Here is a 22,480-nt window from a genome sequence, read left to right as displayed (position 1 = left end):
CTACCTGACGAGGCCTTTATGACCAGCCGCCTGAACCCCGACGACCAGAAGCATGTCGAAGAGTACCTGCACCTGTCCCAGCACCGAGTCGAGCGCCGGCCTTTCCGGCCGTGGATGCTCCTGGTGCTGGTGCTGGCAGTGACCATTGGTTTGGGCTTGCTGAGCCGACTTATCGGTTACCTGGCGCTATGAGCCGCATTGCGCTCGCGAGGGTAACCGCACCGATTTCCTTTAGCCTTGCGAGATATCCCCATGACTCATCGTATTGTCATCGTTGGCGGCGGCGCCGGCGGTCTGGAGTTGGCTACCCGTCTGGGTAAGACTCTGGGCAAGCGTGGCACGGCCAGTGTGATGCTGGTCGACGCGAACCTGACGCACATCTGGAAGCCGCTGTTGCACGAAGTGGCGGCCGGGTCGCTGAACTCTTCCGAAGACGAACTCAACTATGTTGCCCAGGCCAAATGGAACCACTTCGAGTTCCAGCTGGGGCGCATGAGCGGGCTTGATCGCGAACAGAAGAAAATCCAGTTGGCCGCCACCTACGACGAAGCCGGCGTGGAGCTGGTCCCGGCCCGTGAATTGGGCTACGACTCGCTGGTCATCGCCGTCGGCAGTACCACCAATGATTTCGGGACTCAGGGCGCGGCGCAACATTGCCTGTTCCTCGACACCCGCAAGCAAGCCGAGCGCTTCCACCAGCAATTGCTCAACCACTATCTGCGTGCCCATGCCGGGCAAACCGACAAGGTCGAGCAGATCAGCGTCGCCATCGTCGGCGCGGGTGCAACCGGCGTTGAACTGGCCGCCGAGCTGCACAACGCTGCGCATGAATTGGCGGCTTACGGGCTCGACCGGATCAAACCGGAAAACATGCACATCACCCTGATCGAAGCCGGGCCTCGGGTATTGCCAGCCCTGCCGGAACGCATCGGCGGACCTGTGCATAAAACCCTGGAGAAACTCGGGGTCAACGTCATGACCAATGCCGCGGTCAGCGAAGTCACGGCCGACAGCCTGATCACCGCCGATGGCAAAGTGATCAACGCCAGCCTGAAGGTGTGGGCTGCCGGGATTCGCGCACCGGGTTTCCTCAAGGACATCGATGGCCTGGAAACCAACCGCATCAATCAGCTGCAAGTGCTGCAGACCCTGCAAACCACCCGTGACGAGAACATCTTCGCCTTCGGCGACTGCGCGGCCTGCCCGCAACCGGGTAGCGATCGCAATGTGCCGCCCCGTGCCCAGGCGGCGCATCAACAGGCGTCATTGCTGGCCAAATCGCTGAAGCTGCGGATCGAAGGCAAGGCATTGCCGGAATACAAATACACCGACTACGGCTCGCTGATCTCGCTGTCGCGTTTTTCCGCTGTGGGTAACTTGATGGGTAACCTTACCGGTAGCGTGATGTTGGAAGGTTGGCTGGCGCGGATGTTCTACGTGTCGCTGTACCGCATGCACCAGATGGCGCTGTATGGCGCGTTTCGTACGGCGATGCTGATGCTGGGCAGCAAGATCGGGCGCGGGACAGAGCCGCGACTGAAGCTGCACTAACTCGCTCCAGTGTGGGAGCGGGCTTGCTCGCTCTCACATTTCCGACTCTCCCGCCTGTTCATCTGTGTCTTACTGTATCCCGCACCGCGATTTCGACCCTTCGCTTACAAACTCCCCCTTGCGCGACACAGTAGCGATACACCCTGCCCGTTAAATGACCACATCCGAGCAAGGCAACCCAGCCCGCTACGGTTATCGCCGCCTGACGTGGCGTCCTTTATCGAACGGTTGTGTCGTGCAACCCAGGAGAGTTGAAATGTCCCTTACCACTAAAAACACTATTGGTCTGCTTGGCGCTGTCTTGGCCGGCGGCATGATGTTGTCCGGTTCCGTATTCGCTTCGCAGCCTTTGACTCAGGGCTACCTGCTGGCCTCGGCTGAACAGGTGGTGAAAACCCCTGAAGGCAAATGTGGTGAAGGCAAGTGTGGCGACGCATCGATGGCCAAGACCGACACCGATGGCGACGGTAAAGTCTCCCGCGCCGAATTCCAGAAAGTCGCGCCGAATTCCAATTTCGACAAGATCGACACCAACCATGACGGCTTTATCGATGAGCAAGAGGCTTACAACAACGTGAAAGCCAACTTCGAAGCCAACGGCAAGAAAATGCCAAAAGGTCTGTTCGAGCACCTGAAAGACCAAGACGGCGCCTAAACGCCCGAAAAACAGGCCGCGCTTCTCCACCGAGAGGCGCGGTTTTTTTTGTCTGGCGGATTTACACCTGGAAGCGTTGCACCATGGTGCGCAACGAGTTGGCCAACTGTGAAAGTTCATGGCTTGAAGCGTTGGTCTGGTCTGCCCCGGCAGCGGATCGCACCGACAGGTCACGGATGTTCACCAGGTTGCGATCGACTTCGCGCGCCACTTGCGCCTGTTCTTCGGCGGCACTGGCGATCACAAGATTGCGTTCGTGAATCTGGTGCACCGACGCAGTGATCGTCTGCAACGCCTCCCCCGCTCGTTCGGCCAGCGCCAGCGTGGCGGCTGCACGCGAGGAACTGGCCTGCATCGAGTCCAGCGCCTGGGTGGAACCGCTGCGCATGCCCTGGACCATTTGCTCGATTTCCTGGGTCGACTGCTGTGTGCGATAAGCCAGGGCGCGAACTTCGTCGGCAACCACCGCAAAACCCCGACCGCTTTCCCCGGCGCGCGCCGCTTCGATCGCCGCGTTGAGCGCGAGCAAATTGGTTTGCTCGGCAATCGCCCGAATCACATCCAGTACCTTGCCAATGTCTTGGGATTGATTGGCCAGGGACTGCACCAACCCGCCGGTAATTTGCACATCGCTGGCGAGGGCGCCGATGGCCGTCACTGTTTCGCTGACACGCTCCTGGCCCGCGTGCGCAGACTCGCTGGACTGGCGCGTGGCATCGGAAGTCGACACGGCATTGCGCGCGACCTCCTCCACCGCTGTGGTCATTTCATTGACGGCCGTGGCGGCTTGTTCGATCTCGTTGTTCTGCTGCTGCAGGTTTTGCGTGCTGTCGAGAGTGACCGCGTTCAACTCGTCAGCCGCCGTGGCCAATTGCGCCGCCGAGCCACTGATACCTTGCAAGGTTTCACGCAGGTTTTGTTGCATGGTCGCCAGCGCCTTGAGCAAGCGGCTCACTTCGTCGTTGCCGTGGGTTTCGATGGGGCGAGTCAGATCGCCTCGGGCAACGTTTTCCGCAGCATTCAATGCGTCACCCAACGGTTTGACGATGCTGCGCGTCAGCAACATCGCCAGGCCGACGGTGGCCAGGGCTGCGAGGGCGATGAACAGGCTGACGATCATTCGAGACGTTTCGTAGTGATCTGCGGAGTTCTGGCTTTCGGCGGCGACCTGTTTGGCAAACAGGTCTGCCAGGTCATTGAGCTGCTTGCCGGAACCATCGACCACGGTTTTCATGTCCACCAGCAACAATTTGGTCAGCTCGTCACGACGCCCTTGTTCGGCCAGGGTGAATGATTGGGCTATGCCGGCACGGTAGGCCGCGAAAGTCGTCTTGAACTGGCCATACAGCGCCTTGCCTTCGGCGGTGTTGACCAACTGATCATAGGCGGCGATTTTTTCGCTCAGCTCCTTGTCCCGGGTATCCATCTGGCTGCGGTATTGAGCGATATTCTTCGGGTCCTGATCCAGCGCCATACGCAAGGAGATCGTGCGGATGCGCAGCATGATTTCGCGAATCTCGTCGCCACCGCGAATACTCGGTAGCCATTGCTTCTCCACCGCCACTTCACTGTTGCGGATACTCGACATCTGCCCCAAGGCAAAAACGCCGAGCAAGGCAACCAATACGGCAATCAAGGCAAACCCCAAGGCTGCCCGAGGAGCAATATTCAACTGACGAAGCAACATGACGAACGCCCTTTTCTTGTAGTGGTCAGGATTGGGGGCGTCATTTGGCAGTACCCCGCAGCCACGTTATCGGCATGTTGTACGATGACTGAAGTGTTGTTTTCTCGAAGACAAAAAAAATCCCCGTATCTTTCGATACGAGGATTTTTAATATGGTCGGGGTAAGGGGATTCGAACTCCTGACATCCTGCTCCCAAAGCAGGCGCGCTACCGGACTGCGCTATACCCCGGTAAAAAAAAGGCACCTTTTAAAGGCGCCTTCTGCGAACAGAGCTTTTGGCGTCTGATCTTAAGATCTGATCCCAGCGTTAACTGGTTTCAAAAATGGTGGGTCGTGTGGGATTCGAACCTACGACCAATTGGTTAAAAGCCAACTGCTCTACCAACTGAGCTAACGACCCAAAAATGGTCGGGGTAAGGGGATTCGAACTCCTGACATCCTGCTCCCAAAGCAGGCGCGCTACCGGACTGCGCTATACCCCGGTTTGAAATTGGCTCCGTGACCAGGACTCGAACCTGGGACCCAATGATTAACAGTCATTTGCTCTACCGACTGAGCTATCACGGAACTACATATTTCAATTTACAACGGTGAAGCTAGTTGCATCTCTTCGACCCGTTCGCATCGCTGCGTTCGTGTGTCTGAGGCGCGCTATTCTACAATCTTAAGCACCTCTGTCAACCCCCTAAATTGCATTCAAGTTAATGATTTGCAACTTATTTCAGATTCCTGCTTGGGGAGCAGAAACCCTTCCGGGTGACTTACTGCGGGGCGCACTTTACAAGCCTTTTCCTTTCAGTTCAACAACCTGACGAAAAAAAGGCCTCGCAATGCGAGGCCTCTTCACTTTTGCTGCCTTCAGGGATCAGGCAAAGACGATTTCGTCGTTTTCCACTACACCTTTGGCGGTGTCGCCTGGCATGAACCGACCGGACAGAATCAGCTGTGCCAACGGGTTCTCGATCCAGCGCTGAATCGCACGCTTGAGCGGCCGTGCGCCATATACCGGGTCGTAACCCACCGCAATCAGCTTATCCATGGCCTCTGGACTGAGTTCCAGTTTCAGCTCGCGCTCAGTCAGACGACTGCGCAGACGACCCAGCTGGATCTCGGTGATGCCCGCGATCTGATCCCGCGCCAGTGGCTCGAAGATCACCACTTCGTCGACCCGGTTGATGAACTCCGGCCGGAAGTGTGTGGAGATTGCATCCATCACCGCCGCACGCTGCGCCTCGCGATCACCTACCAGTTCCTGGATCTGCACCGAGCCCAGGTTGGACGTCATGACGATCACGGTGTTCTTGAAATCTACCGTGCGGCCATGACTGTCGGTCAGACGGCCATCTTCAAGTACTTGCAGCAAGATGTTGAAGACGTCCGGGTGGGCCTTCTCGACCTCGTCCAGCAGGATCACCGAATAAGGCTTGCGACGCACCGCCTCGGTCAGGTAACCGCCCTCCTCGTAGCCCACGTAGCCTGGTGGCGCACCAATCAGTCGAGCCACGGAATGTTTCTCCATGAACTCGGACATGTCGATCCGCACCATCGCCTCTTCGGTATCAAAGAGGAACTCGGCCAGCGCCTTGCACAGCTCGGTTTTACCGACACCGGTCGGGCCGAGGAACATGAACGAACCGCTTGGGCGATTCGGGTCGGACAACCCGGCCCGCGAACGCCGCACCGCGTTGGAAACCGCGATCACCGCTTCGTCCTGGCCGATCACACGCTGGTGCAACAGGCTTTCCATCTTCATCAGCTTGTCGCGCTCGCCTTCGAGCATTTTCGACACTGGAATACCGGTCCACTTCGACACGACTTCGGCGATTTCTTCCTCGGTCACCTTGCTGCGCAGCAACTGGTTTTCGCTCTTGCCGTGCTGGTCGACCATTTGCAGGCTGCGCTCCAGATCCGGGATCACCCCGTATTGCAGCTCGGCCATGCGGTTGAGGTCGCCTTTGCGGCGGGCGGTTTCCAGCTCCTGACGGGACTGTTCGATTTTCTGCTGGATCTGCGCAGAGCCCTGGACTTCGGCTTTTTCCGCGTTCCAGATTTCTTCGAGGTCCGAATACTCACGTTCATGACGAACGATTTCTTCCTGCAGTTTCTCAAGGCGTTTCTTCGCCGCATCGTCGCTTTCTTTCTTCAGCGCCTGGGATTCCACCTTCAGCTGAATCAGGCGACGCTCAAGACGATCCAGCACTTCCGGCTTGGAGTCGATCTCCATGCGAATGCGGCTGGCGGCTTCGTCGATCAGGTCAATGGCCTTGTCCGGCAACTGACGGTCAGTGATGTAACGGTGACTGAGCTTGGCCGCTGCGATGATCGCGCCGTCGGTGATCGCCACTTTGTGGTGAACCTCATAACGCTCTTTCAAGCCACGCAGAATGGCGATGGTGTCTTCTTCGCTCGGCTCGTCCACCAACACTTTCTGGAAGCGCCGTTCGAGGGCCGCATCCTTCTCTATATATTGGCGGTACTCGTTGAGCGTGGTCGCGCCGACGCAGTGCAACTCACCGCGAGCCAGTGCTGGTTTGAGCATGTTGCCGGCGTCCATCGAGCCTTCGCCTTTACCGGCGCCGACCATGGTGTGCAGTTCGTCGATGAACAGAATGATCTGCCCTTCCTGCTTCGACAGCTCGTTGAGCAAGGATTTCAGGCGTTCTTCGAACTCGCCGCGGTACTTGGCACCCGCGATCAGCGACCCCATGTCCAGGGACAACAGGCGCTTGCCTTTAAGGCCGTCCGGCACTTCACCATTGATGATGCGCTGGGCCAGGCCTTCGGCGATGGCGGTTTTACCCACGCCAGGCTCACCGATCAGCACCGGATTGTTCTTGGTGCGGCGTTGAAGAACCTGAATGGTCCGGCGAATTTCGTCGTCACGGCCGATTACCGGATCAAGCTTGCCTTCTTCAGCACGCTTGGTCAGGTCAACGGTGTATTTATCCAGCGCCTGGCGCGACTCTTCGTGGTTGGCGTCATTAACCGCTTCGCCGCCACGCAGATTGGTAATCGCGTTTTCCAGGGCCTTTTTACTGACGCCCTGACCGAGCAGCAATTTGCCGAGCTTGCTGTTCTCGTCCATTGCGGCGAGCAGCACCAGCTCGCTGGAAATGAACTGATCGCCCTTTTGTTGAGCCAGCCGATCGGCCTGGTTAAGCAGGCGCGCCAGATCCTGCGACATGTTCACGTCACCGGTCGGATTCTGGATTTTCGGTAGCTGGTCGAGCTCTTTGGTCAGCTCTTTACGCAAGCTATTGACGTCGAAACCGACCTGCATCAGCAGAGGTTTGATCGAACCACCCTGCTGTTCAAGCATGGCCTGCATCAAGTGCGCCGGCTCAATGCCGGGATGGTCGAGGCCGACAGCCAGCGATTGGGCGTCGGATAGGGCTAACTGCAACTTGCTGGTTAAACGGTCTATACGCATGGGTCACCTTCCTTTTGAGCAGGCCGGACCTAAGAAACCATCCTGAATGAAGAAACCTGCCAGATACCTCACTAGATGTGGTCGATTCTGGGAGATTCAAGCGTCGTACAGTTGATGTAGATCAGAGAAGTCTAGCGTTCGAGCCAGATAAGAGAGGCAAACCGACCAGTGCGAGGACTGCGGCGGTAAGAAAAGAAGCGTGGATCGGTCACGGTACAAAAACCGCCACCATAGACAGCGGTAACACCGCGAACGGCCAGGCGCAGACGCGCTAGCTCATAGATGTCAGCCATGAATTTGCCAGCATTGTGGCTCGGCACGAAAGCCTTGGCGGCTTCAGGCAATTGCTCGATGAAGGTCTCGCGTACTTCGGGACCGACTTCAAAGGCTTGCGGGCCGATGGCCGGGCCAAGCCAGACCAGCACGTCATCTGACGGTACCGCCAGACTGTCGAGGGTCGCTTCCAGAACACCCGCCGCCAACCCGCGCCAACCGGCGTGGGCTGCTGCCACGCGAGTCCCGGCTCGGTCGCAAAACAGTGCCGGAAGGCAATCGGCGGTCATTGCCGTGCAGGCAATACCGGGCGTTGCTGTCCAGCTGGCGTCAGCGGTCACCACTCGGCCTGGGTCAGCAGGTGCCACGACAACGCCGTGAACCTGTTGCAACCAGGCCGGCTGAATAGAGAAATGATCGGTGAGGCGACGGCGGTTTTCGGCGACAGCTTCGGGATCGTCGTCGACGTGATCGCCGAGATTGAGGCTGTCGAACGGCGCCAGACTGACGCCGCCTGCACGGGTGGTCACACAGGCTTTCACCCCGGCAGGCGCAGGCCAGTCGGGAATCAGCCAGTCACTCATCCGATGAACGCCTCGCGGTCTTGCTTGAGCAGGGTCAGCAACCAGACGAAATCGTCCGGCAACGGCGATTCCCAGCTCATGCGTTTACCGGTGGTCGGATGATCCAGTTCCAGGAACCGCGCATGCAGTGCCTGACGCGGGAACGCCTTCAACGACTCGACCATGGTCACACTGGCTGCCGGTGGAATGCGGAAGCGACCGCCGTAGGCAGGGTCTCCGACCAACGGGTAGTTGATGTGCGCCATGTGCACGCGAATCTGGTGCGTACGACCGGTTTCCAGCTTCACCCGCACGTGAGTGTGGGAGCGGAAACGCTCGAGCACACGGTAGTGGCTGACGGCTTGCTTGCCGCCTTCCATTACCGCCATGCGCTGGCGTTGCTGGCCGTGACGACCGATCGGCGCGTTGATCTTGCCACCGGCGGTCACCACACCGATCACGATGCATTCGTAGATCCGGCTTACGCTGCGGCTCTGCAATTGCGTGACAAGCTGTGTCTGCGCCTGAATGGTCTTGGCCACCACCATCAGACCAGTGGTGTCCTTGTCCAGGCGATGCACGATACCGGCGCGGGGCACATTGATAATGTCCGGCACGTGGTGCAGCAAAGCGTTGAGCAAAGTGCCGTCAGCGTGACCGGCAGCCGGGTGCACAACCAGGCCCGCAGGCTTGTTGATCACCAGGATGTCGTCATCTTCATAGACGATGTCCAGCTCGATGTCCTGAGCGATCCATTCGCCCTGAGCTTCCTGCTCGGCAGTCAGTTCAAGAATGGCGCCACCGTGAACGATGTCTCGCGGGCGGATTACCGCCCCATCCACAGTCAGGCGGCCGTCTTTGATCCAGGCGGAAAGGCGCGAGCGCGAGTGCTCAGCGAATAATTGTGCGGCGACTTGATCGAGGCGTTGGCCGCCCAATTCGGACGGCACCTCTGCGCGAAGTTCAATTTTATCGGACATGCTCAGACTAGGCGTCGGCACAGCTTTTGGTTTCGGCTGCGCGCTTGTGGTTAAATACGGCGTCTTTTGCCCCGAGGCTATTCAACGGGGCGCTCATCATAACAGGACGGCCCCGCCCAAGACAGCGGCCGTCATAGGGACGCAAGCCGCCATGCAAGTGAAACACCTGCTGCTGATCGCCATCCTCGCATTGACCGCTGCTTGCTCATCGAAGGAAGTCGTAGACGAAAACCTGAGCGAGGTCGAGCTGTACCAGCAGGCTCAGCACGATCTGGATAACAATAGCTACACCGCTGCCACAGCCAAGCTGAAGGCGCTGGAGTCGCGTTATCCATTCGGTCGCTACGCCGATCAGGCTCAACTCGAGCTCATCTACGCCAACTACAAGAACAGCGAGCCTGAAGCGGCGAAGTCTGCCGCCGAGCGATTCATTCGTCTGCACCCACAGCATCCGAACGTGGATTACGCTTACTACCTCAAGGGTCTGACCTCCTTTGATCAGGACGTCGGCCTGCTGGCGCGCTTCCTGCCACTGGACATGACCAAGCGTGACCCGGGTGCCGCTCGCGACTCCTACAACGAGTTCGCCCAGCTGACCAGCCGCTTCCCGAACAGCCGTTACTCGCCGGATGCCAAGCAGCGCATGATCTACCTGCGCAACCTGCTGGCCTCCTACGAAATTCACGTTGCCGACTACTACCTGACCCGTCAGGCCTACGTCGCCGCCGCGAACCGTGGTCGTTACGTGGTGGAAAACTTCCAGGAAACCCCTTCGGTCGGTGACGGCCTGGCGGTCATGACTGAAGCCTACCAGCGCCTGCACCTGGACGAGCTGGCAGCCACGAGCCTCGAAACCCTGAAGCTCAACTACCCGAACCACCCAAGCCTGGTGGACGGTGAGTTCAAGCCGTCGGTCGCCGAAGCCGACAACCGGTCCTGGCTGAGCAAGGCCACTCTGGGCCTGATCGACTCCCGTCCGCCCCTGCCGCCGGGCGAAACCCGCGCCAACCAGGACGTGCAGAAGCAATTCCAGGATGCCAAGGACGCGATTCCGAACGAGCTCAAGCCTAAAAATGAAAAAGGCGACGTGATCGAAGAAGAGGAACACGACTCCGAAGCCAACAACAGCGACCGCTCATGGTTCAGCTACATGACCTTCGGCGTGTTCGACTGACACATCGGGTTGTGCAAAAAGGGAGACTCTTGAGTCTCCCTTTTTTATTACGCTGTGCGGCTGCCATGTCCTTGGCTAAACTGGCTAATCACTCGCCATAAAGCAGCTCGCCATGCTTCGTTTATTGTTCTGGATCGCCCTGATTGCCGCCGCGGTATGGTTCTGGCGCAAGTTCAAGGGAACAGCCTCCGCCCCCAGGTCCTCCGCCGAGCTGGAAGCCGCCCCCATGGTCCGCTGTGCGCATTGCGGCGTGCATCTGCCCCGTGATCGGGCATTGAGCCTTCAACAACAGTGGTATTGCAGCCAGGCTCACCTTGAGCAAGGCCCGGACTCCAGTGCCCGCTGAGACGTCCAGTCCCGGCAGCAAACAGGCCCAGCGACTGCTGCGCCTTTACCATCTCTATCGATTGAGCGTCGGCATCACGTTGGTGTTGCTGATTTCCAGCAACATGGACAACCAGTTGCTGGCCCACGCCAAGGACGACTTGCTGCGCAGCGGCAGCTGGTTGTACCTGATACTGAATATCTTTCTGGTGGTGTTCTGGGAGAACACCCGGCGGCCGGCACAGCTTTTCACCCTGGCATGGGTGGATGTCCTGCTGCTGTGCGGATTGTTCTATGCCGCCGGCGGTGTCGGCAGCGCCATCGGCAACCTGCTGATTGTGTCGGTGGCCATCAGCAATACCCTGTTGCGCGGGCGTATCGGCCTGTTGATAGCCGCCGTCGCGGCCCTTGGCATCGTCGGTTTCAGTTTTTTCCTGAGCTTCAGCCAACCGACCAGCCCTGGCGATTATCTGCAAGTGGGCACGCTCGGTGCGCTGTGTTTTGCCGCGGCGCTGTTGGTGCAAGGCCTGACCCGGCGCCTGGAAGTCAGCGAAAACCTCGCCCAGCAGCGAGCCAGTGAAGTGGTTGGCCTCGAAGCGCTTAACGCCTTGATCCTGCAACGCATGCGCACCGGCATTCTGGTGCTGGACGACCAACGGCGGGTACAGCTGGCCAATCACAGCGCCTTGACCTTGCTGGGGCAGAAAAACCTCGACGGACAGTTGATCGACGACTACTCGCCGGCATTGGTCGAGCGCCTTCAGCTATGGCTCAACAATCCGACATTGCGACCGCAAAGCCTGAAGATCGCCAGCAGCGGCCTGGAGCTGCAACCCAGTTTCATTGCCCTGGACCAAACTCCGAACCATCAAACCCTGGTGTTTCTCGAAGACCTCGCCCAGATCTCGCAACAGGCACAGCAACTGAAACTCGCGGCCCTTGGTCGTCTGACCGCCGGTATCGCCCATGAAATCCGTAACCCATTGGGTGCCATTAGTCATGCCGCGCAATTGCTGCGCGAGTCTGAGGAACTGAACAGCGCGGACCGGCGTCTGACGCAAATCATCCAAGACCACTCTCAACGAATGAATCGGGTTATCGAAAACGTCCTGCAATTGTCCCGCCGCCAGCAAGCCGTGCCACAAAGGCTCGATCTGAAGCCGTGGCTGGAGCACTTCGTCGCCGAAACCCGCGAAAGAGCCAACGAGCGCCAGCACATCCATCTGCACATCGGCGCGGGCGACTTCAATACCCTGATGGACCCCAATCAACTGACCCAGATTCTCGACAACCTGTTGCGCAATGCCTGGCGCCACAGCGCCATGAATCACGACCAGGCGCAGGTCTGGCTCGAGTTGTTCGTCGACGCCGACAGCCAGCTCCCCGTGCTCGAAGTCGTGGACGACGGCCCCGGCGTGGCGCCGGATCAACAGACGCATTTGTTCGAACCGTTCTTCACCACCAGCAGCCAGGGTACTGGCCTGGGGCTTTATCTGTCCCGTGAGCTGTGCGAAAGCAACCAGGCCCGCCTAGACTTCAAACCACGCCAAGGCGGCGGATGCTTTCGCATCACTTTTGCTCACGGACGGAAACAAAGTTGAACATCAGCCCACAGCCGAAAGTCCTGATCGTCGACGACGAACCGGATATCCGCGAACTCCTGGAAATCACCCTGGGGCGGATGAAACTCGATACTTTCAGTGCCCGTAACCTTGGCGAAGCCCAAGCCTTGCTAGCCCGGGAGGCATTCGATCTGTGCCTGACCGATATGCGCCTGCCCGATGGCACCGGCCTTGAGCTGGTGCATTTCATCCAGCAGCGTTACCCGCACGTACCGGTGGCGATGATTACCGCCTATGGCAGCCTGGAAACGGCGATCAACGCACTCAAGGCCGGTGCGTTCGACTTTCTGACCAAACCGGTCGACCTGACCCGCCTGCGCGAACTGGTCAGCAGTGCCTTGCGATTGTCGGCTGCGGGCGGTGCCAGTACGGCCATCGACCGCCGACTCTTGGGTGATTCATTGCCCATGCGCAACCTGCGCAAACAAATCGACAAACTCGCTCGCAGCCAAGCCCCCGTGTACATCAGCGGTGAATCCGGCAGCGGCAAGGAACTGGTCGCACGGCTGATTCATGAACAAGGCCCGCGAGCCAATCAACCGTTTGTTGCGGTGAACTGCGGGGCTATTCCTTCGGAGCTGATGGAAAGCGAATTCTTTGGCCATCGCAAAGGCAGCTTTAGCGGCGCCATCGAAGACAAGCCCGGGTTATTTCAAGCCGCCAATAAAGGCACCCTGTTCCTCGATGAAGTCGCTGATTTGCCGTTGGCCATGCAGGTCAAACTGCTTCGAGCCATCCAGGAAAAAGCCATTCGCAGCATCGGTGGGCAACAGGAAACCGTCGTCGACGTGCGCATCCTGTGCGCCACCCACAAAGACCTCGATGCCGAAGTCGCCGCTGAACGCTTTCGCCAGGACTTGTACTACCGGTTGAACGTGATCGAGCTACGCGTTCCGCCTTTGCGCGAACGCCGTGACGATATCGAACTGTTGGCCAGCCATGTGCTCAAGCGTCTGGCCGCCGGCAGTGGTCAACCTGCCGTAAAACTCCACTCGCTAGCCCTGGACGCGCTGAAAAGCTACCGTTTTCCAGGCAACGTGCGAGAGTTGGAGAATATGCTGGAGCGGGCTCATACCTTGTGCGAGAACCAGCAAATCGAAGCCAGCGACCTGCGCCTGGCCGACGGTAACTGCACCGCAGAGAGCGGTGTGCCGGACCTGACACAGATCGATAACCTGGAAGACTACCTGGAAAACGTCGAACGCAAACTCATCCTCCAGGCACTGGAGGAAACCCGCTGGAACCGCACGGCGGCGGCTCAGCGGTTGAATTTGTCATTCCGGTCGATGCGCTACAGGCTCAAAAAACTGGGCCTGGATTGAGGGGGACTAGATCCGACCCACGGGAGCATACGGAGCCGGATCAATGATCGGTGCCCTGCCCAGCATCACATCAGCAAACAACTGACACGACGCCGGCGCAAGCACCAACCCGTTTCGGTAATGCCCGCAATTGAGCCACAACCCTTCGAACCCCGGCACTCGGCCAATGTACGGAATGCCCTCCGGCGAACCCGGTCGCAATCCGGCCCAGTGCCCGACCACTTCGGCCTGTGCCAGCGCGGGAATCAACTCCACCGCCGATGCCTTCAAGCTTTCCAGCGCAACGTCGGTCGGGGTCTTGTCGAAACCTTCATGTTCCAGCGTACTGCCAATCAAAATGTGCCCATCGCGCCGCGGAATCGCATAACGGCCCTTGGCCAGGACCATGCTCGGCAGGAAGTCCGCCGCGCATTTGTACAGAATCATCTGCCCTTTTACCGGTTCAACCGGCAGCTCCAGGCCCAGTTTCTTGAGCAAGTCACCGCTCCAGGCACCGGCGGTCAGAACCACCTCGTCGCCATGAACGGCGCCCGCCGAGGTCTGCACGCCAACGACTTTATCGCCGTCACGAATGAACCCGCTGACTTCACACTGCTCATGAATCGTCACGTTCGGCAGCGCCAGCAAGGCGGCCTTCAGCGACTTCACCAACCGGGGATTGCGCACGTTGGCCACATCGGCCATGTAGATCGCCCGAGAAAACCCGGAGCCCAAAACCGGCACGGCATCATGGGCTGCCGAGATATCCACAGCCCGCAGCGGACGGTTTTCCCGCTTGGCCCAGGCCAGCGCCTCGGCCTCGTCATCCAGATCCAGCCAGTACAGGCCGGTGGTATGCACTTCAGGATCAACCCCGGTCGCTGCAAACAATCGCTCACCGAGCTGTGGATAAAAATCCTGCGACCAATGCGCCAGCGCGGTGACTGCCGGGCTGTAGCGCCATGGGTAGAGTGGCGAAACAATTCCCCCACCGGCCCATGACGATTCTTGTCCCACGTTCGAACGATCCAGCAGCACGACACGTTGCACTTCGGACGCGAGATTGAATGCCGTCAGCAGCCCGATCACGCCGCCGCCGACAATCACCACTTGCTGTTGCCTGCTCATGTTCTGATCCAACCATTAAAAAAGACAGAGGGCGCAAAAGACGCCCTGAAAAATTCAGCGGCCCCAGCAATCCTTGGTGGTTAGCCCAGCGGTAGCATTGACCATGCTTCTGACGCCGGTGTTGGTGAGGGTGAAATCCCCGCACTTGTCGGTCGCCATCGCAGTGCCCGCCTTGCGCGCAGCCGTCAGCAGGAAGGTCTGATCGGTCAGCGTCGGGGTGATGGTATAGAAGTCATTGCCGGTGCTCAGCCCGGTGATACCGGTGTAGACATTGTTCTTCGAGTAGAAACGCTCAAGGATCTGCGCCTGTTCGGAAAGCAGCCCGGCCACCTCCGTTCGACGGCCTTTTTTAACGTACTCGGTGAGGCTCGGGGCGGCAATGGTGATGACGATGCCGATGATCGCAATCACGATCATGATTTCGATCAAGGTGAAACCTCGGTTGGATCTGCGCATTCCTCAACTCTCACTTACTGTATTTGTCGCCACATGATGCGACGGCTGCCGCCGCCGGATTTTTCCACCAGGGTGTCAACGCCGCCACTGGAATTGCTCACGACCTTGCGGGTCCCACCATTGACGACGGCGTTCAGGGCCGGATTACCACTGTTGATAATCACCCCGCTGGATACTATGTCGTTGCTGTCGACCGTCATATCGTTATTGGTGTCGAGCACCGCGTAGTTGAGCATCTTACCGCTGAACGCATCCAGTTCGACCAGTTTGCCGGAGCCGAAGCTGGCACAAGGATCAGTGGTGTCGACACTGGCCGTGGTGAAGACGATCCGCCCCAACACCAGATTGGCCTGGTTGATCACCCGCTCCCCTGTCAGCACGTTGTTGTACACCAGTGGCAAGTACCAGCCCTTCTCGGCCGGATAGGTCACATCGTTCTGGCTGGTGGTGATGAACTGCCCTGAGCTGCCCGAGAACACGCCAGTCACGGCTTGAGCCTGCAAACTGGACACGGTGATTTGACCAGACCCGCCTTCCGCGTCCCACACGGCGTAGAACGCCTGTAAATCCTTGTTGGTCTTGTCGGCAGTCTCATTGAATTTGCCGGTGCCGAAAAACACTTCCTTGCCGCCCAACGAATTGTCCGCCAGCAAAGGTTGCACGGTAATCGGCTGGGTCGCGCCGCCAGCGGTTGTGAACAGCGGCTTGCCGGAAAAGGCCACGCCCCAGGTGTCAGGAGCCGTCGCGCTCAGGTCGAATTTCCATAACCGCCCTTTCAAGTCACCGCCATAGGCCGCCTGCACCACATTCTGCGAATTGACCCTGAGCTTCACCGACGACAGGCCATCGTTGGTATCTGCGCTGTCGACCACGATTTTCTTGATCAATGAGCCGTCACGAACATCGACCACGTACAACGCGGCCACCCCGGTGTTGCTGCCATAACCGTTGGAGATGAATGCCGCCCAGCGACCGTCGGCCAAGCGTGCCACTTCCGGTCGTGCGTAGGCATAACCCAGATCATTGAATACGTTCGCGGGAGTGGCAGTGGCGGGCGCACTGATCTCCCACAGCCCCTTGAACACGTTTCCTAGTGACGCGTCGAACAGCTGCAGCGCATAGAAAGTCCTGCCGCCCGCCCCGGTTCCGCCAATGGCCAGGGTTTTCCAGGCGCTGCTGAATTGAGCATCGAACACACCGACCTGACCATCGACCAAAAACTTGTGGCTCACGCCATTGATGTAGGTCGGGTCGGCGATATAGCGCAACGATGGCAGCACACTGGACGGCATATAGGCATAACGCCGGACACCATTGGCCGAGTTGATGACATTCACAAAGCCGTCGTTGGCGTTCACCACCAGACTGGCGCTCATGTTGGTGGATTTGGTGGACAGGTAAGTGCTGTAGGTGGTGTCACCCACCAGGTCGGACGCTGTTTTGTCCGTGGGTGAAGCCAGCACAAGGGGGGAATTGACGATGTCGCCGAGCAGCACGCTGCGCACCTTGAGCCCGGTTTTGTTGGTGCCCTTGCTCCATTCCACCAGATCGCTGCCGGTGATACCCGTCGGCAGACTCTGGCTGAGAGTGGTCTGCTGTGCCGCAGAGAAGTTAGTGTAGGCCAGCGTGACTGGCGCGTTGGTCAAGGTGTTCCAGGACTGGTAGGTGGGCGCGGTGGCGCCGGGAACGATCGTAGTGTCGGTGGTCCACTGCGTCGCGGCGGTATTTACCGTTCCGGCCGAGGTGAAGCCGAAGGATTTGATCGTTCCGCGCCAGTCCTTGGGGTCGTAACTGGTCTGGAAGTAACTCGAATTGCTGGCCAGGGTGGCGCCGCTGGCGACGCCACCGCCACCGGAGCCGGCCTTGGACGTAATGTCGCTCAGCGCCGAGGACAACGCGCTGTTGAGCCCTGCGCTGTCGGTCGCCTGGTAATACTTGCCCTGCCCGTAGTTGGCCGCGTCCGACAACATCTGGTTCGCAGCGGTAAAGCCGACGGTGTAGGTGTTCATGTTCTGTTTCGGGAAATCCACCGCATTCCAGCTTTTACCCGCCGCGTCAGTGCCGGTGGAGCGCATGTCGATGTCGAAGGCGAACTTGGCAATATCGTCCAGATACAACGTATCGCCTTCACCATCACCGTTGAGGTTGTTGCCGTCATTGTTCACACCGTCCCAGTTTGGAAGTCGGTTGAGCCCCTGCGGATCATTGCTGGGAAAAGTCCGGTCATACGTCGGCAAGCCATCGGTGATGACCACCCCGTAGTTCTTCTGGCAACGGTATTGAATCGGGCTGGTGTAAGTCGTCGCTGTCGAGTTGTAGTACGGAGTCATCCCACGGAAATACCGGGTGATTTCGTAGTAGGTTTCCGCCAGTGGCGTGTTGGCCACCGCACTCAATCCGTTAATGGAGGAGATCAGGTTGCTGTAGTTGTTATCGGCCTGCGACTGGGTAACGCTGCCGCTCACCGGCGACAGGTCGCTGATTGATCGGGCGATGAAGCCGCCATTACCGGAGTTATTGCTGGTGACCGGATTGAAGGTCGCAAGGCCGATGCGCAGTGCGCGATTACTGGTAACCAATGTCGTGGATACGTTTCGTGCCACGTTCATGCGGTAGTCGTTGGGGATCGAGCCGTTGGTGAAATCCCGGTTGCTGCCGTTGGCAAGGCCCACCAGGTACGACAGATAATCGTCGGTATAGCGGGTATTTTCATTGCCGACCGGGTCCGGGAGCTTCAAGCACAAGGGCGCCGGGCTGTTGTTGTAAAACGCGTAAGCGCCCCCGGAACACCCGGACTGCGGCAGGCTGGAAAGGAAGATCGAATCCCCGACGATGTCGGTTCCGCCATAACACCCTCCAAAGAAGTAATTGCATTGCCTGGCGGGCGTTCGTCCGGTGACCGTCGGATCGAACCCGGCGGCATAAATGATGCTGTTCATGCTGCCTGAATCGTCGATCAGCAACATCACGTTGGGTACCACCGCCGCCGCACTTAACAGCGGTGAATCAGAAGGCGTGAACGCGTACGCCGGAGCCAACAGGTACAGCCCCAGGACCGCGCCGCAAAACAGCTGCCAAAGCCCTCCGCGCCTTTTAATACTTCGCATAAATACTCTCCACGACGCTACGCGAGCTGCCCGCGATGCCGACGGCGGTCACCCGGTAAAGCGTCGCCGAGGTATTGCTCGGCACATTGACGGCGGTGAGTGTGGTGCCGATGTTCTGCACACCATAAAAGCCCTGGCCGGAAGCAATCCATGTCACCCCGGAAGTTGAATTGAGCCCTGCTGCGGAAACCGTTGATGACTCGGCCGGGGGCGCACATTGGGTGGTGCCACTGCAAATCGGCAACGAGAAAGTGTCCAGTTGCACTGCACTCTCCCCGACCCGCAAGGCCGCTTCTGCTCCCTGGAATGACTGGTTACGCAGACTCACGCTGCCGGCCATTTTTTCCTGCAGCGTGGCGTTTTGCATCGACGAAAGGCCAATCAACGTCAGCAACAGCAGAAACACCAGGCTAACCAATAGCGCCATGCCGCGTTGCGTGTGAGAAGTCATGCCGGTCACCCTCATGGCAACCTGTTGCGCAAGGCGGCAACCACGTTGAATGTCTGATCGCGAACCCGGTTGTTCGGGTCGGTGAGGGTCAGGGTCAAGCGTACGCTGCGAATGCGTGCGGGATCGGCCGGGTTGCTGCTGTAACTGGAGGCGGCCGCATCCGTGGCTGAACTGGCGAGGCCAAAGCTCACGCTGAAGGCACTGACATTGTCCACCAACACGAACTGGGTCGGCGTGCCCGAGCCGGAGCCCATCATTATTTTGTTGTTGCTGAAGCTGTAGATCTGCCGTCGAATCGGAAACGCCAGAAAACCCGACGCTGGGACGCGAAGCCCGGTGTAGGCCGTTGCCGTGTTTCGACAGTCAGAGATCACCGTCCAGGTGGGTATCCCGCCGTTAGCACCGACATCGGCTGTTACCAGGGTCAGCTTTAGGTTGGCGTTGTCCCAACTGATCGGCGCGATCTGACTGGCATTGAAGTCACCGGCGGTACTTGAGTCAGTGATCGTCCCCAGGCAGCCAAACATACCCACCATGCGGATTTCCTGGGTCAGTTTGCTCAGCACGAACCGCGCATCTTCCTGCATGGCGGCGGCGGTGTTCTGGCTGACGTAGGTGTTCTTCGCCGCGATGAAAATCTGCGCCACACCCAGCACCACAATCAAGCTCAATGCGAGAGCGATCAACAACTCGATCAGTCCAAAACCTCGACTGGAGCGGCTCATGGCGTCGCCACCGGATCGACCGTGGCACGACTGGTCAGGACAAAGCTGCGACGCGAATTGGCGATATTGGCCGCACGCGAGTCATCCCAAGTGATAGTGATGGTGTACACACGCTGGTTCAACGCAATGGTGCCGGTGGCAGTGGCGCCGCCGAAATTAACGATGTTGGTGGTGAAATCGTAAAGGTCCTGGTCCCGGGCGACGCTCAGGTTGCCCGACGTCGGTGGCGTGACGGTGTAATCGGCGCCGGAGTTGGCACGGATACGGTCCATTATGTCGTAGGCGATAAAACTCGCCTGGCTGGTCATCCGTGAGCTGTCGGTGTACTTCAGCGCATTGAGCTGAATCGCCGCCGCACCTAACAACCCCACGGTCAGAATCACCAACGCGACCAAGACTTCGATCAGCGTCATGCCTTCCTGTGCATGCTGGCTCCGCTCCCTCATCCGCAACTTCCACCCAATAGAATTCGTCCGTTCAAACACACATTCAGCGTCCTGCTTTGCGCGCCCAGCACATAGCTGATCACCACGGGTGTGGATGGCGCCGATAAGCCGCCCAGATTGTTGAAATCGATAGCGGTCACTCCTGAGGTTAGCGTCAGAGTCGCGCCGCTGCTCATCGCTGGAACAACCCGCAATACATTGGCCGGCGTGCCAGTACCGTCGTAGACCGTCAACTCGCCAGTCCAGACGCTGCCACCGGCTGTGGGGCGCAAACGGGTGGTGATGCCCCGGTCGATAGCTTCAAGCCGTGCGAAATTGAGTCCGCGTTGCAGATCACCGACTTCGGTGTCGGCCCTGCTGTTTTGCACCGATCGGGTAAACATTGGCACGGCCAGGGTGATCAGGATCAGAAAAACCGCGAGCGAGACCAGCAGCTCGATCAGCGTGAAACCTTTTGTACGAAGATCCATCAGTGCCCTCCGTTGCCGTCGGCTATACCTGCTTCTACACGCTAGAACATTCGACCGGCAGGCGTACGGTTGATTTGCCATTACTCGCGCAGGGAATGCGTGGGCCGCCGCACTCCATGGAGGGAGATGACATGCATCAGCGAGGCTTTAGCCTGATCGAACTGCTTATGGGACTGACGATTGTCGGGATTGTTCTGCTATTGGTCAGTCCGGCGTTCGCAGCGCTTACGCAAGCGAACCATCGCGAGGAGGCGGCGAAGTCTCTCGCCAGTGGTATTCGCAACGCCAGAAGCGCAGCGATTACGCTTAATCAGACCGTCATCATCCACGGAATAAACGACGACTGGGGTCAGGGTTGGCGGATCATTGTGGATGTACGCGGCAGAGGCCAGGAGGACAGCAGCAATCCGCTGCTGGTTGAGCACCAGAGCAGCACTCGGGTGTCGATTTTCGGCAATCAGCATGTCCAGACTTCCGTACGTTTCAGTCATCTGGGAGAACCGCTGTACGGTGGATTTCAATCGGGGACGCTGCACGTTTGCGCAGCCCGCAAACCGGTGAGTCAGTACCAGGTGGTGCTGGCCTCGAGTGGGCGCGTCAGCCTGCGCAGCAAACAGGCTGCACAGGCGTTATGCGAACGAGGATAAACCTCAGAGCAGCGAGCGGACCCGTAACTCTTTAGGCATGGAGAACGTGATGTTCTCCTCACGACCAGCCAGCTCATCGGCACCGGTTGCTCCCCAGGCCTGCAACTGCTGGATCACACCACGCACCAGAACTTCCGGCGCAGAGGCGCCGGCGGTAATGCCGATGCGTTCGACACCTTCGAACCAGCTCTTTTGCAAGTCTTCGGCACCGTCGATCAGATAGGCCGGTGTGGCCATGCGCTCGGCGAGTTCACGCAAGCGGTTGGAGTTGGAGCTGTTAGGGCTGCCGACCACCAGTACCACGTCGCACTCGTCGGCCAGTTGCTTGACCGCATCCTGACGGTTTTGCGTGGCGTAGCAAATGTCATCCTTGCGCGGGCCACCGATCGCCGGGAAGCGTGTACGCAGCGCGTCGATCACCCGGCTGGTGTCGTCCATGGACAGGGTGGTCTGGGTCACGAACGCCAGTTTTTCAGGATTGTTGACCTGCAATGAGGCGACGTCTTTCTCGTCTTCGACCAGATAGATCGCACCGCCATTGCTGCCATCGTACTGGCCCATGGTGCCTTCGACTTCCGGATGACCGGCGTGGCCAATGAGGATGCATTCACGGCCGTCGCGGCTGTAGCGCGCAACTTCGATGTGCACCTTGGTCACCAGCGGGCAGGTTGCGTCGAATACTTTCAATCCACGGCCGGCCGCTTCGGTACGTACGGCCTGGGAAACGCCGTGGGCACTGAAGATAACGATGACATCGTCCGGCACCTGATCCAGCTCTTCGACGAAGATCGCCCCGCGAGCACGCAGGTCTTCGACGACGAATTTGTTGTGGACCACTTCATGGCGCACATAGATCGGCGGCCCGAAGACTTCCAGGGCGCGGTTGACGATTTCGATCGCGCGGTCCACACCGGCGCAGAAGCCACGGGGGTTGGCGAGTTTGATTTGCATGCTGTGCCTCGTGTCTTGCGCGCAAGAAATAGCAAAAACAGTGAAAAACCGACTGTGAGAGCGAGCCTGCTCCCACAGTGGACCGTGTTCGGTCAGTTACAGCGATTTTACGCTGATGATCTCGACGTCAAAGGTCAAGGTTTTACCGGCCAGCGGATGGTTGAAGTCGATGGTCACTTGCTCGTCATCGAATTCCTTCACCACACCGGGCAGTTCGGTATTCGCTGCATCGTTGAAGATCACCAGCAAACCGGGCGACAGTTCCATGTCCTTGAACTGCGAACGGGGAATGATCTGCACGTTCTGCGGATTGGGCTGGCCAAACGCGTTTTCCGGCTGAATCGTCAGAGTACGCTTGTCGCCCGCCTTGAAGCCGAACAGCGCTGCTTCGAAACCTGGCAACAGGTTGCCGTCACCGACCTTGAAGGTCGCCGGGGCTTTGTCGAATGTGCTGTCGACCGTGTCGCCGTTCTCCAGGCGCAGTGCAAAGTGCAAAGTGACTTCCGTGTTCTGGCGGATGCGTTGCTCAGCCAATACC

At 58.8% G+C, this 22,480-nt stretch carries 21 protein-coding genes and 4 tRNA genes; 8 read left to right on the top strand and 17 right to left on the bottom strand.

Translation table 11 applies throughout. The features are described 5' to 3' along the window. The first annotated feature begins 18 nt into the window (after positions 1-18). The 3 genes from BLQ41_RS09315 to BLQ41_RS09305 all read left to right on the top strand — a co-directional run bounded on the left by BLQ41_RS09315 (position 19) and on the right by BLQ41_RS09305 (position 2,206). A complete protein-coding gene (locus BLQ41_RS09315; protein WP_090179818.1) occupies positions 19-192 on the top strand; it encodes a DUF3094 family protein in 174 nt (57 codons plus the stop codon). A gap of 60 nt (positions 193-252) precedes the next feature. Continuing rightward, positions 253-1,551 carry an NAD(P)/FAD-dependent oxidoreductase gene (locus BLQ41_RS09310; protein WP_090179815.1) on the top strand — a complete coding sequence of 433 codons (1,299 nt, stop codon included), beginning with the start codon at positions 253-255 and terminating at the stop codon, positions 1,549-1,551. Positions 1,552-1,807: 256 nt separating this feature from the next. Continuing rightward, complete coding sequence (locus BLQ41_RS09305; protein ID WP_090179811.1) at positions 1,808-2,206, top strand: HvfA family oxazolone/thioamide-modified RiPP metallophore; 399 nt, start codon at positions 1,808-1,810, stop codon at positions 2,204-2,206. Positions 2,207-2,267: 61 nt separating this feature from the next. Here the strand turns inward: BLQ41_RS09305 and BLQ41_RS31540 are convergent, their stop codons facing one another. From BLQ41_RS31540 to rluD, 8 genes are all read right to left on the bottom strand, one after another. Further along, entirely contained in the window at positions 2,268-3,893 is a 1,626-nt protein-coding gene (locus BLQ41_RS31540) for a methyl-accepting chemotaxis protein (RefSeq protein ID WP_090179807.1), read from the bottom strand. Between the two features lie 153 nt (positions 3,894-4,046). Then, positions 4,047-4,123 (bottom strand) — tRNA-Pro (locus BLQ41_RS09295). A gap of 95 nt (positions 4,124-4,218) precedes the next feature. After that, a tRNA-Lys gene (locus tag BLQ41_RS09290) sits at positions 4,219-4,294 on the bottom strand. Positions 4,295-4,299: 5 nt separating this feature from the next. Then, positions 4,300-4,376, bottom strand: a tRNA-Pro gene (locus tag BLQ41_RS09285). Between the two features lie 9 nt (positions 4,377-4,385). Then, positions 4,386-4,461, bottom strand: a tRNA-Asn gene (locus BLQ41_RS09280). Between the two features lie 298 nt (positions 4,462-4,759). Beyond that, positions 4,760-7,324 carry an ATP-dependent chaperone ClpB gene (clpB, locus tag BLQ41_RS09275; protein WP_090179804.1) on the bottom strand — a complete coding sequence of 855 codons (2,565 nt, stop codon included), beginning with the start codon at positions 7,322-7,324 and terminating at the stop codon, positions 4,760-4,762. Between the two features lie 131 nt (positions 7,325-7,455). Continuing rightward, the gene (gene pgeF / locus BLQ41_RS09270) at positions 7,456-8,181 is read right to left on the bottom strand and encodes a peptidoglycan editing factor PgeF (RefSeq protein WP_090179802.1); all 726 of its coding nucleotides are present in this window, start codon (positions 8,179-8,181) and stop codon (positions 7,456-7,458) included. Next, complete coding sequence (gene rluD / locus BLQ41_RS09265) at positions 8,178-9,140, bottom strand: 23S rRNA pseudouridine(1911/1915/1917) synthase RluD (protein WP_007942311.1); 963 nt, start codon at positions 9,138-9,140, stop codon at positions 8,178-8,180. Before rluD ends, pgeF begins: the two co-directional genes overlap by 4 nt. A 151-nt stretch (positions 9,141-9,291) precedes the next feature. On the opposite strand from rluD, the gene BLQ41_RS09260 reads away from it, so the two are divergent. The 4 genes from BLQ41_RS09260 (at position 9,292) to BLQ41_RS09245 (ending at position 13,582) form a co-directional block, all read left to right on the top strand. Further along, entirely contained in the window at positions 9,292-10,314 is a 1,023-nt protein-coding gene (locus BLQ41_RS09260) for an outer membrane protein assembly factor BamD (RefSeq protein WP_090179799.1), read from the top strand. Between the two features lie 112 nt (positions 10,315-10,426). Beyond that, positions 10,427-10,660 (top strand): PP0621 family protein, encoded by a 234-nt coding sequence (locus tag BLQ41_RS09255; protein ID WP_090179797.1) that lies wholly within the window; start codon positions 10,427-10,429, stop codon positions 10,658-10,660. Next, positions 10,650-12,239, top strand: coding sequence for a sensor histidine kinase (locus BLQ41_RS09250; RefSeq protein WP_090179794.1), 1,590 nt, complete (start codon positions 10,650-10,652; stop codon positions 12,237-12,239). The genes BLQ41_RS09255 and BLQ41_RS09250 overlap by 11 nt, the downstream gene beginning before the upstream one ends. Before the next feature lie 2 nt (positions 12,240-12,241). After that, the gene (locus BLQ41_RS09245; protein ID WP_408003506.1) at positions 12,242-13,582 is read left to right on the top strand and encodes a sigma-54-dependent transcriptional regulator; all 1,341 of its coding nucleotides are present in this window, start codon (positions 12,242-12,244) and stop codon (positions 13,580-13,582) included. Between the two features lie 6 nt (positions 13,583-13,588). Here BLQ41_RS09245 and thiO read toward each other — a convergent pair whose 3' ends face one another. Genes thiO through BLQ41_RS09210 form a run of 7 tightly spaced genes read right to left on the bottom strand, consistent with a single transcriptional unit; the run spans position 13,589 to position 20,344 of the window. Then, positions 13,589-14,689 (bottom strand): glycine oxidase ThiO, encoded by a 1,101-nt coding sequence (thiO, locus tag BLQ41_RS09240; RefSeq protein ID WP_090179789.1) that lies wholly within the window; start codon positions 14,687-14,689, stop codon positions 13,589-13,591. A gap of 54 nt (positions 14,690-14,743) precedes the next feature. Next, positions 14,744-15,145, bottom strand: coding sequence for a type IV pilin protein (locus tag BLQ41_RS09235; RefSeq protein ID WP_090179786.1), 402 nt, complete (start codon positions 15,143-15,145; stop codon positions 14,744-14,746). 14 nt (positions 15,146-15,159) lie between these two features. Continuing rightward, positions 15,160-18,252: a pilus assembly protein gene (locus BLQ41_RS09230; RefSeq protein ID WP_090179782.1), complete on the bottom strand. Its 3,093-nt coding sequence runs from the start codon at positions 18,250-18,252 to the stop codon at positions 15,160-15,162. Beyond that, a complete protein-coding gene (locus BLQ41_RS09225; protein ID WP_090179779.1) occupies positions 18,239-18,718 on the bottom strand; it encodes a pilus assembly PilX family protein in 480 nt (159 codons plus the stop codon). Before BLQ41_RS09225 ends, BLQ41_RS09230 begins: the two co-directional genes overlap by 14 nt. Next, positions 18,715-19,428 (bottom strand): PilW family protein, encoded by a 714-nt coding sequence (locus BLQ41_RS09220; protein ID WP_090179776.1) that lies wholly within the window; start codon positions 19,426-19,428, stop codon positions 18,715-18,717. The genes BLQ41_RS09225 and BLQ41_RS09220 overlap by 4 nt, the downstream gene beginning before the upstream one ends. Then, positions 19,425-19,874: a type IV pilus modification protein PilV gene (gene pilV / locus BLQ41_RS09215; protein WP_090179772.1), complete on the bottom strand. Its 450-nt coding sequence runs from the start codon at positions 19,872-19,874 to the stop codon at positions 19,425-19,427. Before pilV ends, BLQ41_RS09220 begins: the two co-directional genes overlap by 4 nt. After that, the gene (locus tag BLQ41_RS09210) at positions 19,871-20,344 is read right to left on the bottom strand and encodes a GspH/FimT family pseudopilin (RefSeq protein WP_090179770.1); all 474 of its coding nucleotides are present in this window, start codon (positions 20,342-20,344) and stop codon (positions 19,871-19,873) included. Before BLQ41_RS09210 ends, pilV begins: the two co-directional genes overlap by 4 nt. Before the next feature lie 131 nt (positions 20,345-20,475). Between BLQ41_RS09210 and BLQ41_RS09205 the strand changes: the two genes are divergently transcribed. Further along, positions 20,476-20,991, top strand: coding sequence for a GspH/FimT family pseudopilin (locus BLQ41_RS09205; protein WP_090179767.1), 516 nt, complete (start codon positions 20,476-20,478; stop codon positions 20,989-20,991). A 3-nt stretch (positions 20,992-20,994) separates the two neighbouring features. On the opposite strand, the gene ispH is transcribed toward BLQ41_RS09205, so the two are convergent. Both ispH and fkpB read right to left on the bottom strand, forming a co-directional pair. Further along, positions 20,995-21,942 carry a 4-hydroxy-3-methylbut-2-enyl diphosphate reductase gene (gene ispH, locus BLQ41_RS09200; protein ID WP_090179764.1) on the bottom strand — a complete coding sequence of 316 codons (948 nt, stop codon included), beginning with the start codon at positions 21,940-21,942 and terminating at the stop codon, positions 20,995-20,997. 96 nt (positions 21,943-22,038) lie between these two features. After that, complete coding sequence (gene fkpB, locus BLQ41_RS09195) at positions 22,039-22,476, bottom strand: FKBP-type peptidyl-prolyl cis-trans isomerase (RefSeq protein WP_193393009.1); 438 nt, start codon at positions 22,474-22,476, stop codon at positions 22,039-22,041. Positions 22,477-22,480: the final 4 nt, after the last annotated feature.

Source organism: Pseudomonas arsenicoxydans (assembly GCF_900103875.1).
In the GTDB taxonomy this organism is placed as follows: Bacteria; Pseudomonadota; Gammaproteobacteria; order Pseudomonadales; family Pseudomonadaceae; genus Aquipseudomonas; species Aquipseudomonas arsenicoxydans.
The sequence above is the reverse complement of the archived record's forward strand: the minus strand, read 5'-3'. Positions and strand labels throughout refer to the sequence as shown.